The organism is Curtobacterium sp. ABR8 (assembly GCF_057812125.1).
Genome location: NZ_CM173818.1, coordinates 2,092,359 through 2,109,048 on the forward strand (window position 1 = coordinate 2,092,359; position 16,690 = coordinate 2,109,048).

17 protein-coding genes are annotated in these 16,690 nt (G+C 71.6%); 13 read left to right on the forward strand and 4 right to left on the reverse strand.

Translation table 11 applies throughout. The features are described from left to right. Positions 1-235: 235 nt before the first annotated feature. Together ACXKZB_RS10055 and ACXKZB_RS10060 are read right to left on the reverse strand one after the other, a co-directional pair. Positions 236-1,597, reverse strand: coding sequence for an MFS transporter (locus tag ACXKZB_RS10055; RefSeq protein WP_488822999.1), 1,362 nt, complete (start codon positions 1,595-1,597; stop codon positions 236-238). Positions 1,598-1,826: 229 nt separating this feature from the next. Beyond that, the gene (locus ACXKZB_RS10060; protein ID WP_488823001.1) at positions 1,827-2,759 is read right to left on the reverse strand and encodes a hypothetical protein; all 933 of its coding nucleotides are present in this window, start codon (positions 2,757-2,759) and stop codon (positions 1,827-1,829) included. Positions 2,760-2,854: 95 nt separating this feature from the next. On the opposite strand from ACXKZB_RS10060, the gene ACXKZB_RS10065 reads away from it, so the two are divergent. After that, positions 2,855-3,070: a hypothetical protein gene (locus tag ACXKZB_RS10065; RefSeq protein WP_111084054.1), complete on the forward strand. Its 216-nt coding sequence runs from the start codon at positions 2,855-2,857 to the stop codon at positions 3,068-3,070. 16 nt (positions 3,071-3,086) lie between these two features. Here the strand turns inward: ACXKZB_RS10065 and ACXKZB_RS10070 are convergent, their stop codons facing one another. Together ACXKZB_RS10070 and ACXKZB_RS10075 are read right to left on the reverse strand one after the other, a co-directional pair. Next, positions 3,087-3,830, reverse strand: coding sequence for a YidC/Oxa1 family membrane protein insertase (locus ACXKZB_RS10070; protein WP_488823004.1), 744 nt, complete (start codon positions 3,828-3,830; stop codon positions 3,087-3,089). A 63-nt stretch (positions 3,831-3,893) separates the two neighbouring features. Then, positions 3,894-4,199: a DUF6412 domain-containing protein gene (locus ACXKZB_RS10075; protein WP_456795510.1), complete on the reverse strand. Its 306-nt coding sequence runs from the start codon at positions 4,197-4,199 to the stop codon at positions 3,894-3,896. Positions 4,200-4,265: 66 nt separating this feature from the next. Here ACXKZB_RS10075 and ybaK point away from each other — a divergent pair, with 66 nt between their 5' ends. The 12 genes from ybaK to ruvB all read left to right on the forward strand — a co-directional run bounded on the left by ybaK (position 4,266) and on the right by ruvB (position 16,631). Continuing rightward, entirely contained in the window at positions 4,266-4,751 is a 486-nt protein-coding gene (gene ybaK / locus ACXKZB_RS10080) for a Cys-tRNA(Pro) deacylase (RefSeq protein ID WP_123312643.1), read from the forward strand. Positions 4,752-4,846: 95 nt separating this feature from the next. Continuing rightward, a complete protein-coding gene (locus ACXKZB_RS10085; protein WP_488823007.1) occupies positions 4,847-7,450 on the forward strand; it encodes an ATP-dependent Clp protease ATP-binding subunit in 2,604 nt (867 codons plus the stop codon). 881 nt (positions 7,451-8,331) lie between these two features. After that, entirely contained in the window at positions 8,332-8,565 is a 234-nt protein-coding gene (locus ACXKZB_RS10090; protein WP_488823009.1) for a hypothetical protein, read from the forward strand. Between the two features lie 152 nt (positions 8,566-8,717). Then, positions 8,718-9,260, forward strand: a complete 543-nt coding sequence (locus tag ACXKZB_RS10095; RefSeq protein WP_488823011.1) for an adenine phosphoribosyltransferase — start codon at positions 8,718-8,720, stop codon at positions 9,258-9,260. 55 nt (positions 9,261-9,315) lie between these two features. Then, complete coding sequence (thrS, locus tag ACXKZB_RS10100) at positions 9,316-11,337, forward strand: threonine--tRNA ligase (RefSeq protein WP_488823012.1); 2,022 nt, start codon at positions 9,316-9,318, stop codon at positions 11,335-11,337. After that, positions 11,337-11,906 (forward strand): HIT family protein, encoded by a 570-nt coding sequence (locus ACXKZB_RS10105; RefSeq protein WP_488823014.1) that lies wholly within the window; start codon positions 11,337-11,339, stop codon positions 11,904-11,906. The genes thrS and ACXKZB_RS10105 overlap by 1 nt, the downstream gene beginning before the upstream one ends. A gap of 13 nt (positions 11,907-11,919) precedes the next feature. Then, positions 11,920-12,840: a pyridoxal 5'-phosphate synthase lyase subunit PdxS gene (gene pdxS, locus ACXKZB_RS10110; RefSeq protein ID WP_111084046.1), complete on the forward strand. Its 921-nt coding sequence runs from the start codon at positions 11,920-11,922 to the stop codon at positions 12,838-12,840. Continuing rightward, positions 12,830-13,441 (forward strand): pyridoxal 5'-phosphate synthase glutaminase subunit PdxT, encoded by a 612-nt coding sequence (gene pdxT / locus ACXKZB_RS10115; protein WP_123312637.1) that lies wholly within the window; start codon positions 12,830-12,832, stop codon positions 13,439-13,441. Before pdxS ends, pdxT begins: the two co-directional genes overlap by 11 nt. 118 nt (positions 13,442-13,559) lie before the next feature. After that, positions 13,560-14,327, forward strand: a complete 768-nt coding sequence (locus ACXKZB_RS10120) for a YebC/PmpR family DNA-binding transcriptional regulator (RefSeq protein WP_123312636.1) — start codon at positions 13,560-13,562, stop codon at positions 14,325-14,327. Positions 14,328-14,329: 2 nt separating this feature from the next. Further along, on the forward strand, positions 14,330-14,974 hold the full coding sequence (ruvC, locus tag ACXKZB_RS10125) for a crossover junction endodeoxyribonuclease RuvC (RefSeq protein ID WP_123312635.1): 645 nt from the start codon (positions 14,330-14,332) through the stop codon (positions 14,972-14,974). Further along, positions 14,971-15,591, forward strand: coding sequence for a Holliday junction branch migration protein RuvA (ruvA, locus tag ACXKZB_RS10130; protein WP_222657701.1), 621 nt, complete (start codon positions 14,971-14,973; stop codon positions 15,589-15,591). Before ruvC ends, ruvA begins: the two co-directional genes overlap by 4 nt. After that, positions 15,588-16,631: a Holliday junction branch migration DNA helicase RuvB gene (gene ruvB / locus ACXKZB_RS10135; protein WP_194673015.1), complete on the forward strand. Its 1,044-nt coding sequence runs from the start codon at positions 15,588-15,590 to the stop codon at positions 16,629-16,631. The genes ruvA and ruvB overlap by 4 nt, the downstream gene beginning before the upstream one ends. Positions 16,632-16,690: the final 59 nt, after the last annotated feature.

The window sequence follows — 16,690 nt, forward strand, 5'->3', positions numbered from 1 at the left end:
CGTGGAACCTCATCGCCGCGCGCACGGCATGTCGCCGCGGCCCCTCGCCACACGCCGCCGCCCTCCGCCGCGACGACGACACGCCCGGGCCTGGCCGCCGAGGTTCCACGACATGCCGCCGCCCCACCGCCGAGGTTCCACGGATCGCCGCCAAGGACCGTCGAGATGCCGAGATTTCGGAACCTCGGCGCCGCACGGGCACGGGCACGCTCCCGACGACGCCCCCGCGCCCGGGCTACTGCGTGCGGTGCGTGCGGTGCGACCCCGTGACCGTCGCCACCGAACCCGTCAGGGTCTGGATCGCCCGGCCGACGACGGGCACCGACGTGGTGACCACCGCGAGCGAGGACGTGATCGCCTCGATCGACGACGTCGACAGGTGCTCCTGCCCGACCGAGTGCACCGGGAAGCCCCGACGCGCCAGGACGACGACCCCGAGCGACCCGAGCAGCACGGCACCCCCGGCGAACGGCAGGTACTGCAGCCCGACGATCCCGAGCGCCTGCCCGCCGATGGCCGCGCCGCCGGCGATGCCGATGTTCGACGCACCGTTGATGAGCGCGCCGGCGATGTCGGGGGAGACGCCCCCGGAGCGGATCGCCGCCGCCATGAAGAGCGTGCCGGTCGTGCCGTTGGCGGCCATCCACACGCCGGCGACGACCATCGTGCCGATCAGGGAGCCGTGCACGAACGGCATCGCGGCGAACGCGGCGGCCATCACGGCGACGGCGGCGATGAGGGTCTGCCGGGGAGCCCGGTCGACGAACATGCCCGCGAGCCAGAGGCCGATCACCCCGGTGCCGCCGAGGACGAGCAGCGCACCACTCACCATCGAGGCGTCGAGTCCGGCGTCGATCGCGTACGGCCCGACGTAGGTGTAGACGACGTAGTGCCCGGCGAACAGGAGCAGGTCGGCGATCACGACGGACAGCAGGCCGGTGCGCGCCCAGGCCTTCGGGGACCCGATGTGCGGCGACGACGCACCGCTGACGGCGGGCAGGAACAGCAGTGCCACGGCGGCGAGCACGGCGGCGGCGACACCGATCGAGAACACGGCGGGACGCCAGCCGATGTGCTGCGCGACCCAGGTGGCGACGGGCACGCCGAGCACGAAGCCGAGCGAGCTGCCCGAGTACACGAACGCGATCGCCCGACCGGCCAGGCGCGGCGGCACGATCCGGGTGGCGTACGCCGAGGCGACCGAGAAGAACAACGCGTGCGCGACGCCGCCGACCACGCGGCCCGCGCAGACGACGGCGAACGACGGTGCGAACGCGATCATCAGGTTCGAGACCGTGTAGCCGACGAGCGTCGACACGAGCACGGCCTTGCGGGGGAGCTTCGCGGTGAAGGCGGTGAGCGGTAGCGCCAGGAGCGCCACGGCCCCCGCGTACACGGTGACGACGATGCCCATGGTGGCCTCGGAGACGCCGAGGTCGGCGCTCATCGTGCCGAGCAACCCGACGGGCATGAGCTCGGTGGTGATGGCGAAGAACGTCGCCAGCCCGAGCACGGCGATGCCGACGATCGACTGGGTGGTGACGGTGATCGGCCGCGTGTTCGTCGACACGGCCGAGGTGGTGGTGTTGGTGGACACGCTGCTGACCTCCTCCGGGGCACGGGCGAGCGCGCGACGGTGCCGTTCGGGGGAACGACGGTGACCGGGGGGTCTGCGGGGCGCGCTCGCTGTGGATGTGGGTGATGTGGGTACGACTCCACGGCGAGTGCGCTCATCCAGTGTTGCACGATGGACCGCAGCCCGCGAGGGGGTCGGACGAGATTCTCGGAGCGCTCCAACACTCGGACCGACGAGAAGCGGCGCCCGCTCAGTTCTCGTTCGTCACCCGCCCCTGCACCCCGCCGCCGCGCAGCGCGATCGTCAGCGTCCCGCTCATCGACTGCGCCGACATCGACACCGAGCCGTGCAGCGCCGCCTCGCGTGGGAAGCACGCCGTCGACGACTCGATCCGGTTCGCCGTCGCGACGAGGCAGATCGTCGACCGGTCGGTGCCGATCCCGGCCCACACGGCCCACGGCGTGTCGAACGAGCTGCCGTCGAGCGCCCGGTTCGTGAACACGAGCCGCGTGGAGTGCAGGCTCACCGGCGCCTCCACCGGCCCCGGCAGCTGGTCGGCGTAGGTCTGCGGCACGTCGAGCAGCTGCTCGAGCGTGACCGTGCCCGCCGTGGGCGTGACGCTCGGTGCCGCCGCCACGTCGCCACGCACGGGCCCGACGACGGTGCCGGCAGCGAACGCGACCCCGACCGCCGCCGCCGCGCCGAGCGCGATCCAGACGCGCGGTCGTTCCGTCCAGAGCAGCGTGCGCCACCCGGACCGTCGGGTCGGTTCGACCGGGAGGCCCGACTCGCCCCCGCCGTCACCTCTCGCGTCGTCGACACGCTCGGGTTCCCGGGCTTCGGTCGCCGCCCACGGTCCGGCCGACGTCCGCAGGGACGACTCCGGCTCGGCAGCAGCCGTCGGGCGCTCCGGAGCCGACCGCTCCGGCGAGGGCACGGGCGGTGCAGCCGACCGTTCGGGGGACGCGACCTGCGCGCTGGCGGGGGCCGTGCCTCCCGACCGCTCGCCCGACCCCGAGGCGGCGGCGACACCCGTGACCGCCCGCCGACCACCGGACCGCCGCCCGCTCGCCAGGTCCTGCAGCGCGATCCGGGCGCGCGCCGCGTCGGCGGGGCTCGCTCCCGCTCCCCAGGCGACGGCCTCGAGCCGTACCCGTTCCGCTGCCACGTCGTCGTGGGCCATGCGCACTCCCGATCTGCCGGTCGCGTGGACTCCCTTCATCGTGGCACTGCGCGGACGGCGGCGCGCACCCAGAACGAGGGGAGTAGGCGTGACCCATGAGCACCGAACCCGAACCGCGGCACGACGCCGACCCGGAGACCCTCGAGCCGCTGAGCCACGACACCCAGTCGGGCGAGGCCGACTACGTCGCGACGAGCCCCGGCGGGACCGGCACGGAGCGCCACGTACCGACCGCCGACGAGGAGCAGGGCCGCGGTACCGAGTACGACCCGGTCGACCAGGGACCGCAGCAGGAGGGCCAGGGCGGCTGACCGGATCCCGACCGCGCTACCGGATCACCCGGCGCAACACCGCGCGCTCGCCTGCCGTCCACGCGGCGCTCGTCACGACGTACAGCGCGGCGGCGAGCGGCGCGATCGCGGCGAACACGACCGTGATGAACGGTGCGAACCGCCCGATCGCCGCGGTGGCGGTGGCACCGGGCACCTGCGCGCCGGGCTCCGGCGTGGGCAGCGGGTTCCAGCGCAGGTTCGCCCGACGGCTGAGCTCCACCACGAGGGCGAGCACGGCGAGCAACAGCACCACGACCCAGGCGTGCACCCAGAGCGGCGACGTCAGCGTGACGACGAGCGAGTGCCCGAGCGGGATGCCGACCAGGGTGGCCTCGAGCAGGGCGTTGGCCGTGCCGCCGATCGACGCGTGCGTGAACAGGGCGTAGACGAGGGACAGCACCGGAGCCTGCGCGAGGACGGGCAGGCAGCCGGCGAGGGGTGAGACCTTCTCGTTCGTGTAGAGCTGCTGGACGGCGCGCTGCAGCTGCTCGGCGTTCTTCCCGTGGCGCTTCCGCAGCGCGGCGAGCTGCGGCGCGAGCCGACGCCGGTCGCGCTCCGCTCGCACCTGCAGGACGGACAACGGGACGAGCACGGCTCGGACGGCGAGGGTGAGCAGGACGACGGCGATCGCCGCGGCGAACGAGCCGGCGACGGGGGAGAGCGCCGCGGTCAGGGCGGCGACGAGGTCCGCGCCGCCGTGCAGCAGCGGGCCGACGAGGGGCAGGGTGGACAGGTCCATGACGGTTCCGATCGGTGGTGGTGCAGAGCAGGGGTCGCGACGGGCCCGGCCACCGATGGGTGGTCAGGCCGGGGCGACGACTCCCGGAGCACGCGATCGGACGTGCCCGTCGGCATCGGGGTGGCTCCACGCGATGCGCGTCACCAGGTCGGGGACCGCGTCGCGCTCGACGACCGTCGTGCCGAGTCCGAGCACCGCGGCGAGCACCGTGGCGAGCACCTGTGCGACGAGCACCGCCACGGCGACGGCCGTCAGACCGAGCGCGGCGACCGCCAGGAGCGGCAGGACACCGCCCGCGGGGTCGCCGACTGCCGGCGCACCGAGCACGAGCGCGGCGGCGGCGCGGAGGATCAGCAGGGCGACGGTCATGGTCGGTTCAGCGTAACGCCCGCGTGCCGCCACGGACAGGACGGGAGCACGGGAGAGGATCGGCGCATGACCGCAGGTTCGCCGAGCACCCCAGCGACCGTCGCGCTCGACCGAGCCGGGGTGTCGTACACGCCGCACGTGTACGACCACCACGAGAGCGCCACGAACTTCGGCGAGGAGGCCGCCGCCGCCCTGGGACTCCGCGAGGAGCAGGTCTTCAAGACCCTGGTGGTGTCGGTCGACGGCGCACTGGCGGTGGCGATCGTGCCGGTGGCGAACCGGCTCGACCTCAAGGCCATCGCCGCGGCCGTCGGCGGGAAGAAGGCGACGCTGGCCGACCCGGCCCTCGCCGAGAAGCGCACCGGGTACGTCGTCGGCGGGATCAGCCCGGTCGGTCAGAAGTCCCGGATCCGGACCGTCCTCGACGAGTCGGCGCTGGCGTACGACAGCATCTTCGTCTCCGGCGGTCGTCGCGGGTTCGACATCGAGGTCGCACCGGCCGACCTCGCGCGGGTCACCGACGCGGTCTCCGCTGCGATCGCGCGGACCTGAGTCGGGTCGCCGCAAGTTTCTCCCCTGACCGGGAATGACCCTGGTCCTCCTGCGTTGCATTGAGTCGAAGGCACTCAAGTTCCCAGGAGGTCCCTTTGCCAGAGACGTTCGGCCCGACCAGCGGCAGTGACTCGTTCGACGAGTTCCTCGCCCGACTCCTCGCGGCGCAGAACACCGGCGACCCGCAGCGCGTCCGTGCGTTCGGCCGACCGGTGGACATCACGCGGCTCCTCAGCCGCCGTACCCACGAGCTGCTCCAGCACACCGCCGAGTACGCGGTGTCGCAGGGACAGCGCGAGGTCGACGCACTGCACCTGCTGCACGTGCTCGTCCGCACCGAACCGTTCGACGCCGTCGTCCGTTCCGCCGGGGTCGACCCCGAGCGCCTCGCCGCCGAGATCGAGCAGCGCCTGCCGATGGCGCGCGAACCGCAGGCCGAGCAGACCGGCCGCCCGGCCCTCACCGGCACGGCGCAGCGCATCCTCGTCGAGGCCACCCAGGCCGCGCGGGGCTTCGGCAGTACCTACACCGATCCCGAGCACGTCTTCTTCGCGCTCGTGACCGACCAGGAGACCGTCACCGGGCAGCTGCTCGCCAGCGCCGGTGTCACCCCGCAGGCCATGCAGGACTACGCCCAGCAGGCCGCGGCAGCAGCACGAGAGGGGCGCCCCATGCCCGGAACCGACACAGCACCCGGCACGACCGGGACCGACAGCGACACCCCGACCCTCGACCAGTTCGGCACCGACCTCACCGCGCGGGCCCGTGACGGCCGCATCGACCCGGTGATCGGTCGTGCCGACGAGATCGAACAGGCGGTCGAGATCCTGCTCCGCCGCACCAAGAACAACCCCGTCCTGATCGGCGAGCCCGGCGTCGGCAAGACCGCCATCGTCGAGGGACTCGCGCAGCGCATCGTCGACGGCGACGTCCCGTCCCTGCTGCAGGGCAAGCGGGTCGTCGCACTCGACCTGCCCGGCATGCTCGCCGGCACCCGGTACCGCGGCGACTTCGAGGAGCGCCTGACGAAGGCCATGGACGAGATCGCGGCGCACGCCGACGAGCTCATCGTCTTCGTCGACGAGCTCCACACCGTCGTCGGCGCCGGCGGAGGCGGTGAGGGCGGCTCGATGGACGCCGGCAACATCCTCAAGCCCCGGCTCGCCCGCGGCGACCTGCACCTGGTCGGCGCGACCACCCTGAACGAGTACCGCCGGATCGAGAAGGACGCCGCACTCGAGCGTCGCTTCCAGCCGGTCACGGTCGGGGAGCCGAGTGTCGAGGACGCCGTCGCGATCCTGACCGGCCTCGCGCCCCGGTACGAGGAGCACCACGGCGTCGTCTACACGCCGGAGTCACTCCGCGCCGCCGTCGAGCTCTCACACCGCTACGTCACGGACCGGCACCTGCCGGACAAGGCCATCGACCTCATCGACCAGGCCGGCGCACGTCGCCGGCTCGCCCGCTCGGGTGACGTCGACGTCGAGGCCCTGCGCGACCAGGTCGCCGAGCTGCTCGCCGAGAAGGACCGCGCGGTCGCCGAGGAACGGTACGAAGAGGCGTCGCGCCTGCGCGACGAGACGGTCGGACTGGAGGCCCGGATCGCCGCCGCCACGTCGGCGGACGCTGGGCGAGCCTCCCGTCCGGAATCCGTGGGCACCTCGATCACGGAACGCGACATCGCGGGCGTGGTGTCGCGTGCCACCGGCATCCCGGCGACGCGTCTGACCCAGGGCGACCGTTCACGGCTCGCCGTGCTCGAGCAGGAGCTGCACGAGCGCGTCGTCGGCCAGGACGACGCCGTCGCGGCGATCGCGAAGGCCGTCCGGCGCAGCCGCACCGGCATGGGCGACCAGCGCCGACCGGTCGGCAGCTTCCTGTTCCTCGGCCCGACCGGCGTCGGCAAGACCGAGCTGGCGAAGGCCCTCGCATCGTCGCTGTTCGGTGACGAGTCCGCCATGCTCCGCTTCGACATGAGCGAATTCGGCGAACGCCACACGGTCTCGCGCCTGGTCGGTGCGCCTCCCGGGTACGTCGGGTACGACGAGGCCGGGCAGCTCACCGAGCGTGTGCGCCGCAACCCGTACTCGGTCATCCTGCTCGACGAGGTCGAGAAGGCCCACCCCGACGTGTTCAACCTGCTGCTGCAGGTGCTGGACGACGGTCGACTGACCGACGGCCAGGGACGCACGGTGGACTTCCGCAACACCGTCGTCATCATGACGTCGAACATCGGCTCGGAGTTCCTGGCCTCGCGGTCGGGCGCCCTCGGGTTCGCGCCGGTCGGCACGACCGACGGCTACGCCGAGGACGACCTCCGTGCCCGCGTGATGGGCAAGCTGCGCGAGGCGATGCGGCCGGAGTTCATCAACCGCATCGACGAGATCGTGCTCTTCCGCAAGCTCGACCGGTCGCAGATCGCGTCGATCGTGTCGCTGCTGCTGCAGGACACGGCGCTGCGGCTCGTCGCGCAGGACATGGTGCTCTCCGTGTCGGACGCCGCGGTCGACTGGCTCGCCGAGCACGGGTACGAACCCGAGTACGGCGCCCGTCCGCTCCGCCGGCTCATCCAGCGCGAGGTCGACGACCGCATCGCGACGCTCGTGGTCGACGGTGGCGCGACCGCAGGGGACACCGTGCGGATCGACGTCGTGGACGACGTGCTGACGGCGGCCGTGGTGGAACCCGCGACGCTGTAGCAGCCGTCCGACCACGAGGGCCCGGTACCGGTTCGGTACCGGGCCTTCGTCGCGCCCGGATGCGGCGCGGGTGCGGCGCGGGTGCGGCGCGGGTGCGGCGCCCTGCGCACGGTGCGTGCTCCACCACCCGGTGCGAGGTCGACCGCACCGGGCGCGCTTGCTGCCCCGCACCGAGCACGCAGACTGCCACCGGTCCGCCGACGTCGCACGGTGCAGCCTGGAGGCCCGGCGCCGGTGCACGACGGGAACTCCGCACGCAGCCGTCGAGTCGACACGAGACCACGAACCTCGCACCGTGCCGAACCTGTTCGGGAATGCAATTCCGGAGAAATCGAGAAAAGGGGTTGCGCTGCGAATTGCGGTGCCGATAGTGTTCACTCGTCGCGAACCGCTGCACGGCAGTGGCGGACGACTCCGACAGCTCGAGACCGAAAGGGGGCCGACCATGATGATCACCGCAACCACTCCGTTCCGCGGAATCCGTGGACGCGTCGGCACCCCGTTCCGCGTCCGCTGACCCGGAGCGTTCCGCCTTCCTCCGACATCTGTGTCCTTCGAAGGGCTCGTCACGTGACGAGCACTTCGCCTGACACCTCCCGCTGAGCCGATCAGGCTCGCGGCGAACCGGCTCCGATGATCGCCGATCGGTCCCGATCCGCGTGTTCCGTGCACGCGGTCGGACCGTCCCGATCGTCGCCGGAGAACGTCGGCGGTCGGTGTGACGCTCCCGGAATCGGAAGGCATTCCGCAACTCGTCGTCGGACATTCCTCCGGCGACTGCGGAATGCATTCTCGCGCATTCATTCCTCCTGTCCGTGTGCCGGGCAGTCCACTCCTGCCCGCGTGCCGGGCAATTCCGTCATGCCCTGAAAGGGATCACCGTGTCATCGAAGACCGCCACCCGTCCTCCCGATACCCGCGCGCCGCGCCGCGGGGTCTCCTTCACCGACCGCGTCGCGCTGCGCATCGGCATGTCGCTCATCATCTGGAGCCGCCGCACCCGCCGGGTCCGTCCGGTGATCGACCACGGAACGCTGCTGCGGCTCGAACGCGAGCGGCAGCAGCGCGAGAACGACCTGCTCCTGCAGGCCGCACTCATGCGTGCCTGGCGCTGAGCCGGCCGCCCGCTGCACGAACCGTGCGGGGTTCCGTACTCGGTGACCGCCCCTCCGGCAGACACCGAGTACGGAACCTCGCACCACCCCGGACATCCCTCGCACCGTGCGGGGCGTCCGGACGCACCCCGGGCCTCCCGTACCGTTGGTGGGTGACCGAAACCGCAGCTGCACTCGTCGAACGCCTGACCGCCGTCGTCCCGGACTTCCCGAAGCCGGGGGTGCTGTTCCGTGACGTGACGCCGGTGTTCTCGGATTCCGTGGCGTTCGGCCGCGTGTGCGAGGCACTCGCCGCGCCGTTCGCGGTCGGCGCCGGGTTCGACGCCGTCGCCGGCATCGAGGCCCGTGGCTTCGCCCTGGCCGGTGGCATCGCCGCCCAGCACCAGGTGGGCGTGCTCACCGTGCGCAAGGCCGGCAAGCTGCCGGGCGAGGTCCTCAGCGAGCAGTACGCGCTCGAGTACGGCGAGGCCGAGCTCGAGCTGCGCCCGGGCCAGCTGCCCGCGGGCACCCGGGTCCTCGTCGTCGACGACGTCCTGGCCACCGGCGGGACCGGAGCAGCGACCATCACGCTGCTCGAGCGTGCCGGGTACGAGGCCATCGGGTTCGCCGCGCTGCTCGAGCTCGACGGGCTGAACGGACGCGAGCGGCTCGAGCCCCGACTGCCCGTCACCACGCTCGGCGCCGTGCCCGCCTGACCGCCGCGCGCGCACTAGTCTTGACGCACCATTTCGATCGAGGAGTCCCATCATCGTGACCGAGTCAGTCGCACCCGCGCCCGCAGAGCTTCCCCAGGCACCCGAGCCCCGGACCGCGACGACCACCACGACGGGCACCGAGCTCTTCGACGGTGAGCGCGGCGTCGTCGCGATCCGTGTCGACGGTGTCCTGAAGGACCTCGCTGCCGACGTCCAGGCCGGCGAGACCGCCGAGGCCGTCACCCTGCAGGAGCAGGACGGACTCGACATCCTCCGTCACTCGGCCGCGCACGTGCTGGCGCAGGCCGTCCAGCAGATCAACCCCGACGCCAAGCTCGGCATCGGTCCGCCCGTCACCGACGGCTTCTACTACGACTTCGACGTCGCCGAGCCCTTCACCCCCGAGGACCTCAAGGCCATCGAGAAGGGCATGGACCGCATCGTCAAGCAGGCCCAGCGCTTCCGCCGCGTGGTCGTCACCGACGAGCAGGCGCGCGAACTGATGGCGGGGGAGCCGTACAAGCAGGAGCTCATCGTGCTCAAGGGCGCGGCGACGGACGGCGACTCCGGCGAGAGCGTCGAGGTCGGTGCCGGCGAGCTCACCGTGTACGAGAACGTCGACCCGAAGTCGGGCGAGGTCGTCTGGCAGGACCTCTGCCGCGGTCCGCACGTGCCGCACACCCGGTGGATCGGCAACGCCGCGAAGCTCATGCGCGTTGCCGCCGCGTACTGGCGCGGCTCGGAGAAGAACCCGCAGCTGCAGCGCATCTACGGCACCGCGTGGCCCGACAAGGACCAGCTCAAGGCGTACCTCGTCCGCCTCGAGGAAGCCGCGAAGCGCGACCACCGCAAGCTCGGTGCCGAGCTCGACCTGTTCTCGTTCCCCGACGAGATCGGTTCCGGCCTGGCGATCTTCCACCCCAAGGGCGGCATCATCCGCCGCGAGATGGAGGACTACTCGCGTCGCCGGCACGAGGAAAACGGCTACTCGTTCGTCTACACGCCGCACATCACCAAGGGCGACCTGTTCGAGACCTCCGGGCACCTCGGCTGGTACAAGGACGGCATGTTCCCGGCCATGCACATGGACGAGGCCAAGGACGAGGACGGCAACGTCACGCGGCAGGGTGCCGACTACTACCTCAAGCCGATGAACTGCCCGATGCACATCCTGGCGTACCGGTCGCAGCCGCGCTCCTACCGCGACCTGCCGCTGCGCATGTTCGAGTTCGGCACGGTCTACCGCAACGAGAAGTCCGGCGTCATCCACGGCCTCACCCGCGTGCGCGGCATGACCCAGGACGACGCCCACATCTTCACCACGCAGGAGAAGATGAAGGAGGAGCTGACCACGACCCTCGAGTTCGTGCTCTCGCTGCTGCGCGACTACGGCCTCGACGACTTCTACCTCGAGCTCTCGACGAAGGACCCGGAGAAGTACGTCGGCGACGACGAGGTCTGGGACGTCGCCACGAACACCCTGCGCGAGGTCGCCGAGGAATCCGGCCTGGAACTCGTGCCCGACCCCGCCGGCGCCGCGTTCTACGGCCCGAAGATCTCGGTGCAGGCGCGTGACGCCATCGGCCGCACGTGGCAGATGTCGACCGTGCAGCTGGACTTCAACCTGCCCGAGCGCTTCGGCATCGACTACACGGCGGCCGACGGCTCCCGTCAGCGCCCGGTGATGATCCACCGAGCGCTGTTCGGCTCGATCGAGCGGTTCTTCGGCGTGCTGACCGAGCACTACGCGGGCGCGTTCCCGGCCTGGCTGTCCCCGGTGCAGGTCGTCGGCATCCCCGTCGCGGCCGAGTACGGCGACTACCTCGACGAGGTCGTGGCGAAGCTCCGGTCGCACGGCGTCCGTGCCGAGGTCGACCACTCGGACGACCGCATGCAGAAGAAGATCCGCACGCACACCAAGGCGAAGGTGCCGTTCCAGCTCATCGCGGGCGGCGACGACCGCGACGCCGGCGCGGTGTCGTTCCGCTTCCGCGACGGACGGCAGGACAACGCCGTGCCCGTGGACGAGGCGGTCGACCGCATCCTGACGGCGATCCGCGAGCGCGCGCAGGTCTGATGACGGACGAGCAGGACCCGCTGGTCATCCGGGACGCCGCCACCGGAGCGGCCGTCGCGGATGCCTTCCAGCGCCTGTGGAACCCGCACCGGATGGCGTACATCGATGCCGGGCGCGAGGGCACGGGTCGCGGGCACGCCGACGACTGCCCGTTCTGCGAGGCACCGCGGAAGTCGGACGAGGACGCCCTCATCGTCGCGCGGGGCGAGCACGCCTACGTGCTGCTCAACCTGTTCCCCTACAACAACGGACACCTGCTCGTCTGCCCGTACCGCCACGTGCCGCTCTACGACGAGGCGACACCGGACGAGCTCCGCGAGATGGGCGAACTCACCCAGACCGCGATGCGGGTCCTGCGTGCCGTGTCGCACTGCGACGGCTTCAACATCGGCATGAACCAGGGCGAGGTCGCGGGGGCCGGCATCGCCGCGCACCTGCACCAGCACATCGTGCCGCGGTGGCAGTCCGACGCGAACTTCTTCCCGATCATCGCGCGGACGAAGTCGATGTCCCAGATGCTCGGGGACACCCGCCGGCTGGTCGCCGAGGGCTGGCCGGCAGCGGACTAGACTGATCGGCATCATGAGCGACAGCACCAGCACCTCCGGCACCCCTGGCACCTCGATCACCGGCTCCGACCGCGTCAAGCGCGGCCTCGCCGAGATGCTCAAGGGCGGCGTCATCATGGACGTCGTCGACGCCGAGCAGGCCCGCATCGCGGAAGAAGCCGGCGCGACCGCGGTCATGGCCCTCGAGCGCGTCCCCGCCGACATCCGCGCACAGGGCGGCGTCGCCCGCATGTCCGACCCGTCGATGATCGAGGAGATCATCGCCGCCGTGTCGATCCCCGTCATGGCGAAGGCCCGCATCGGCCACTTCGTCGAGGCGCAGGTGCTGCAGGAGCTCGGCGTCGACTACATCGACGAGTCCGAGGTGCTCTCGCCCGCCGACTACGTCAACCACATCGACAAGTGGAACTTCACCACGCCGTTCGTCTGCGGCGCCACCGAGCTGGGCGAGGCGCTCCGTCGCATCACCGAGGGCGCTGCGATGATCCGTTCCAAGGGCGAGGCCGGCACGGGTGACGTGTCCGAGGCCACGAAGCACATCCGCACGATCAACAAGGAGATCGCGGCACTGCGCCACCTGAAGGAGGACGAGCTCTACGTCGCCGCCAAGGAACTGCAGGCGCCGTTCGAGATCGTGCGCGAGGTCGCCCGCACCGGCAAGCTCCCCGTGGTGCTCTTCACCGCCGGTGGCGTCGCCACCCCGGCCGACGCCGCGATGATGATGCAGCTCGGCGCGGACGGCGTGTTCGTCGGCTCCGGCATCTTCAAGTCCGGCGACCCGGCGAAGCGTGCCGCGGCGATCGTCAAGGCCGTGACGTTCCACGACGACCCCAAGGTCATCGCCGAGGTCTCGCGTGGCCTGGGCGAGGCGATGGTCGGCATCAACGTCGCCGACGTCCCCGCACCGCACCGCCTCGCCGAGCGTGGCTGGTAGCACGACGGGCGGCGCTCGGCCCCGCATCGGGGTCCTGGCACTGCAGGGTGACTTCCGCGAACACATCGCCTCGTTGACGGAGCTCGGCGCCGACGTCGTGCCGCTCCGTCGACCGGAGGAGATCGCGGCCCTCGACGGCGTCGTGATCCCCGGCGGCGAATCGAGCGTGATGGACAAGCTGTCCCGGGCGTTCGGCGTCGCCGAGCCCCTCGCCGAGGCGATCCGAGGGGGCCTGCCGACGTACGGGACCTGCGCCGGCATGATCATGCTGTCGTCGCGGATCACCGACGGCATCAGCGGGCAGCAGACCCTCGACGTGCTCGACACCACGGTGCGACGGAACGCGTTCGGCAGCCAGAACGACTCGTTCGAGGTCGACGTCCCGATGCCCGAGCTCGGCGACGCCCCGGTGCACGCGGTCTTCATCCGTGCCCCCGTCGTCGAGCAGCACGGACCCGGCGTCCAGGTCCTCGGCGCGTTGGCGGACGGGCAGGTCGTCGCGGTGCAGCAGGGCAACGTGCTCGCGAGTGCGTTCCACCCCGAGGTCGCCGGCGAGGACCGCTTCCACCGCCGCTTCCTCGCCATGGTGCGCAGCGCCTGACGCGAGCCGCGCGCCCTGGACCCGGCCGCCTGCGCGCCCGCACCGGCGGGGCGGGGCGGCGCCGGGCCTCCCGGCTGGGTAAACTGACCCCGACTTTCCGCAAGACGCAAGGAGAACCGTGTCCGGGCATTCCAAGTGGGCGACGACCAAGCACAAGAAGGCCGTCATCGACGGCCGCCGTGCCAAGTCGTTCGCCAAGCTCATCAAGAACATCGAGGTCGCCGCGAAGATGGGTGGGGCCGACCTGTCGGGCAACCCGACGCTGGTCGACGCGATCCAGAAGGCCAAGAAGACCTCGGTCCCGAACGACAACATCGACCGTGCCGTCAAGCGCGGTGCCGGCCTGACCGGTGAGTCGATCGAGTACACGACGATCATGTACGAGGGCTACGCCCCGAACGGCGTCGCGATGCTGATCGAGTGCCTCACCGACAACAAGAACCGCGCAGCGGCCGAGGTCCGGACGGCGATGTCCCGCAACGGTGGCACCATGGCCGACCCGGGCAGCGTCGCCTACAACTTCTCGCGCAAGGGCGTCATCTCGGTCACGAAGGTCGACGGCCTCGACGAGGACACCGTCATGACCGCCGTGCTCGACGCCGGTGTCGAGGACGTCATCGACCAGGGTGGCGGCTTCGAGATCATCACCGAGGCGAGCGACCTCGTCGCGGCCCGCACCGCGCTGCAGGACGCCGGCATCGACTACGACTCGGCCGACGCCGAGTTCGTGCCCGGCCTCAAGGTGCCGGTCGACGCCGAGACCGCCCGCAAGGTCTTCCGCCTGATCGACGCGCTCGAGGACAGCGACGACGTGCAGAACGTCTACGCGAACTTCGAGGTGCCGGCGGACGTCCAGGCCGAGCTCGACGAGGACGAGGGCGAGTAACCGTGCTCCGTGTGCTCGGGGTGGACCCCGGGCTCACCCGGTGCGGCGTCGGCGTCGTCGAGGTCGCACCGAACCGGCGCGCACGGCTCGTCCACGTGACGGTCGTGCGCACCCCGGCGGACATGCCGCTCGAACAGCGGCTGCTCCGCATCGCCGACGGCATCGCCGCCGAGATCGACGAGCACCACCCGGATGCGGTCGCCGTGGAGCGCGTGTTCGCCCAGGCGAACGTCCGCACCGTGATGGGGACCGCCCAGGCGGCCGGTCTGGCCCTGCACGCCGCCGCGGCGCGCGGGCTGCCGGTCGGCCTGCACACGCCGTCCGAGGTCAAGGCGGCCGTCACCGGCTACGGCAACGCCGACAAGCGCCAGGTGCAGACCATGATCGCGCGCGTGCTCGGTCTGGACGAGGCCCCGAAGCCGGCCGACGCCGCCGACGCGCTCGCCCTTGCCGTGTGCCATGCCTGGAGGCTCGGATCACCTGACGTCGCCGGCGAGCGTGCCACGAACCTCACCCCGGCACAGCGCGCCTGGCGCGATGCACAGGGCGGCACCGTCGACTCCCCGCTCGCCCGTGCGGCCGCTGCCGCGGCACGACCGCGTGGCTCGTCGGCCGCGTCGGTGGGCAGCCGTAGGCTCGGGGCATGATCGCGAGTCTCCGGGGTACCTGCATCGACATCGCCGGTTCCGCCGTGGTGATCGAGGCCGGGGGAGTCGGGTACGCCGTCACCGTGACACCGGCCCACGCGCTGACGATGCGCCACGGGGCCGAGGTGTTCGTCCGCACGGCGATGATCGTGCGCGAGGACGAGCACCTGCTCTTCGGCTTCGAGTCGACCGACGCCCTCCAGGTCTTCGACCTGCTGCGCAGCGTCACGGGCGTCGGGCCGAAGTCCGCGATGGGCGTCCTCGCCCACATGGACCCGTCGCAGGTCGCCAACGCCGTCGCGAAGGATGACGACGGCGCCTTCCGCAAGGTCTCAGGCATCGGACCGAAGACCGCGAAGCTCATCATCCTCGCGCTCACCGGCAAGCTCGCCGCGTTCGAGCAGGCCGCCGTCGTCACCGCTGGTCGGGGCACCGCCGCGCACCCGGCAGCCACCGACGTCGTCTCCGCACTGATCGGCCTCGGCTGGCGCGAGGACGCCGCCCAGACCGCCGTCGACGAGACCGTCGCGAACGAGCCCGGGGCCGCGGCCATGGGCACGCAGGCACTGCTCCGCGCCGCGCTCGGTGCGCTCCGGCCCGCCGGTGCCGGTCGATGAGCGGCATCACGTCAGCCGGAGCCGAGTCGCAGGAGGAACTCGCCTTCGAGGGTGCCCTCCGTCCGCGGTCGCTCGACGAGTTCGTCGGGCAGCGCAAGGTGCGCGGGCAGCTCGACCTGCTGCTCAAGGCCGCCGGCATGCAGGACCGCACCCCGGACCACATCCTGATGGCGGGTCCTCCCGGCCTCGGCAAGACCACACTCGCGATGATCGTCGCGCACGAGACCGGTCGTCCCCTGCGGATGTCGAGCGGGCCCGCGATCCAGCACGCCGGCGACCTCGCGGCCGTGCTGTCCTCGCTCGTGCCGGGCGAGGTCCTGTTCATCGACGAGATCCACCGGATGGCGCGCTCGGCAGAGGAGATGCTCTACCTGGCGATGGAGGACTTCCGGATCGACGTCATGGTCGGCAAGGGCGCCGGCGCGACGAGCATCCCGCTCGACCTCGCACCGTTCACCCTGGTCGGAGCCACCACCCGCGCCGGCCTGCTGCCGAACCCGCTCCGTGACCGCTTCGGCTTCACGGCACACCTCGAGTTCTACGAGAAGGACGAGCTCGAGCAGGTCCTGATCCGCGCCGCCCACCTGCTCGAACTCGACATCGACCGGTCCGCGCTGCGCGAGATCGCCGGGCGCTCCCGCGGCACCCCGCGCATCGCGAACCGGCTGCTCCGCCGGGTCCGTGACTACGCCCTCGTGCACCGCACCACGGACGGCATGGCCGCCGTCCAGGGCGCGCTCGACCTCTACGACGTCGACGAGCTCGGACTCGACCGCCTCGACCGCGCCGTGGTCGAGATCATGCTGACCCGCTTCGACGGCGGACCGGTGGGACTGAACACCCTCGCGGTGTCGGTCGGCGAAGAGTCCGAGACCATCGAGTCGGTCGTCGAACCCTTCCTCGTCCGGGTCGGTCTGGTCACGCGCACCCCGCGCGGCCGCATCGCGACACCGGTCGCGTGGCGGCACCTCGGCCTCACCCCAGGGCAGGGCGTCGGACCGCTCCCGGGCCTGTTCGACGACACAGAGACCACCGACTAGCGGCCGATCGGTCGGGTGACATGCCACGCACAGTGGCGTGCCCTAGACTGCTACGGCCC

What these genes read in the sequence shown, in the direction of transcription:
- ACXKZB_RS10060 (WP_488823001.1), bottom strand. Translation starts at nt 2,759, where the DNA reads ATGGCCCACGACGACGTGGCAGCGGAACGGGTACGGCTCGAGGCCGTC.
- ACXKZB_RS10065 (WP_111084054.1), top strand. Translation starts at nt 2,855, where the DNA reads ATGAGCACCGAACCCGAACCGCGGCACGACGCCGACCCGGAGACCCTC.
- ACXKZB_RS10070 (WP_488823004.1), bottom strand. Translation starts at nt 3,830, where the DNA reads ATGGACCTGTCCACCCTGCCCCTCGTCGGCCCGCTGCTGCACGGCGGC.
- ACXKZB_RS10075 (WP_456795510.1), bottom strand. Translation starts at nt 4,199, where the DNA reads ATGACCGTCGCCCTGCTGATCCTCCGCGCCGCCGCCGCGCTCGTGCTC.
- ybaK (WP_123312643.1), top strand. Translation starts at nt 4,266, where the DNA reads ATGACCGCAGGTTCGCCGAGCACCCCAGCGACCGTCGCGCTCGACCGA.
- ACXKZB_RS10105 (WP_488823014.1), top strand. Translation starts at nt 11,337, where the DNA reads ATGACGGACGAGCAGGACCCGCTGGTCATCCGGGACGCCGCCACCGGA.
- pdxS (WP_111084046.1), top strand. Translation starts at nt 11,920, where the DNA reads ATGAGCGACAGCACCAGCACCTCCGGCACCCCTGGCACCTCGATCACC.
- ruvA (WP_222657701.1), top strand. Translation starts at nt 14,971, where the DNA reads ATGATCGCGAGTCTCCGGGGTACCTGCATCGACATCGCCGGTTCCGCC.
- ruvB (WP_194673015.1), top strand. Translation starts at nt 15,588, where the DNA reads ATGAGCGGCATCACGTCAGCCGGAGCCGAGTCGCAGGAGGAACTCGCC.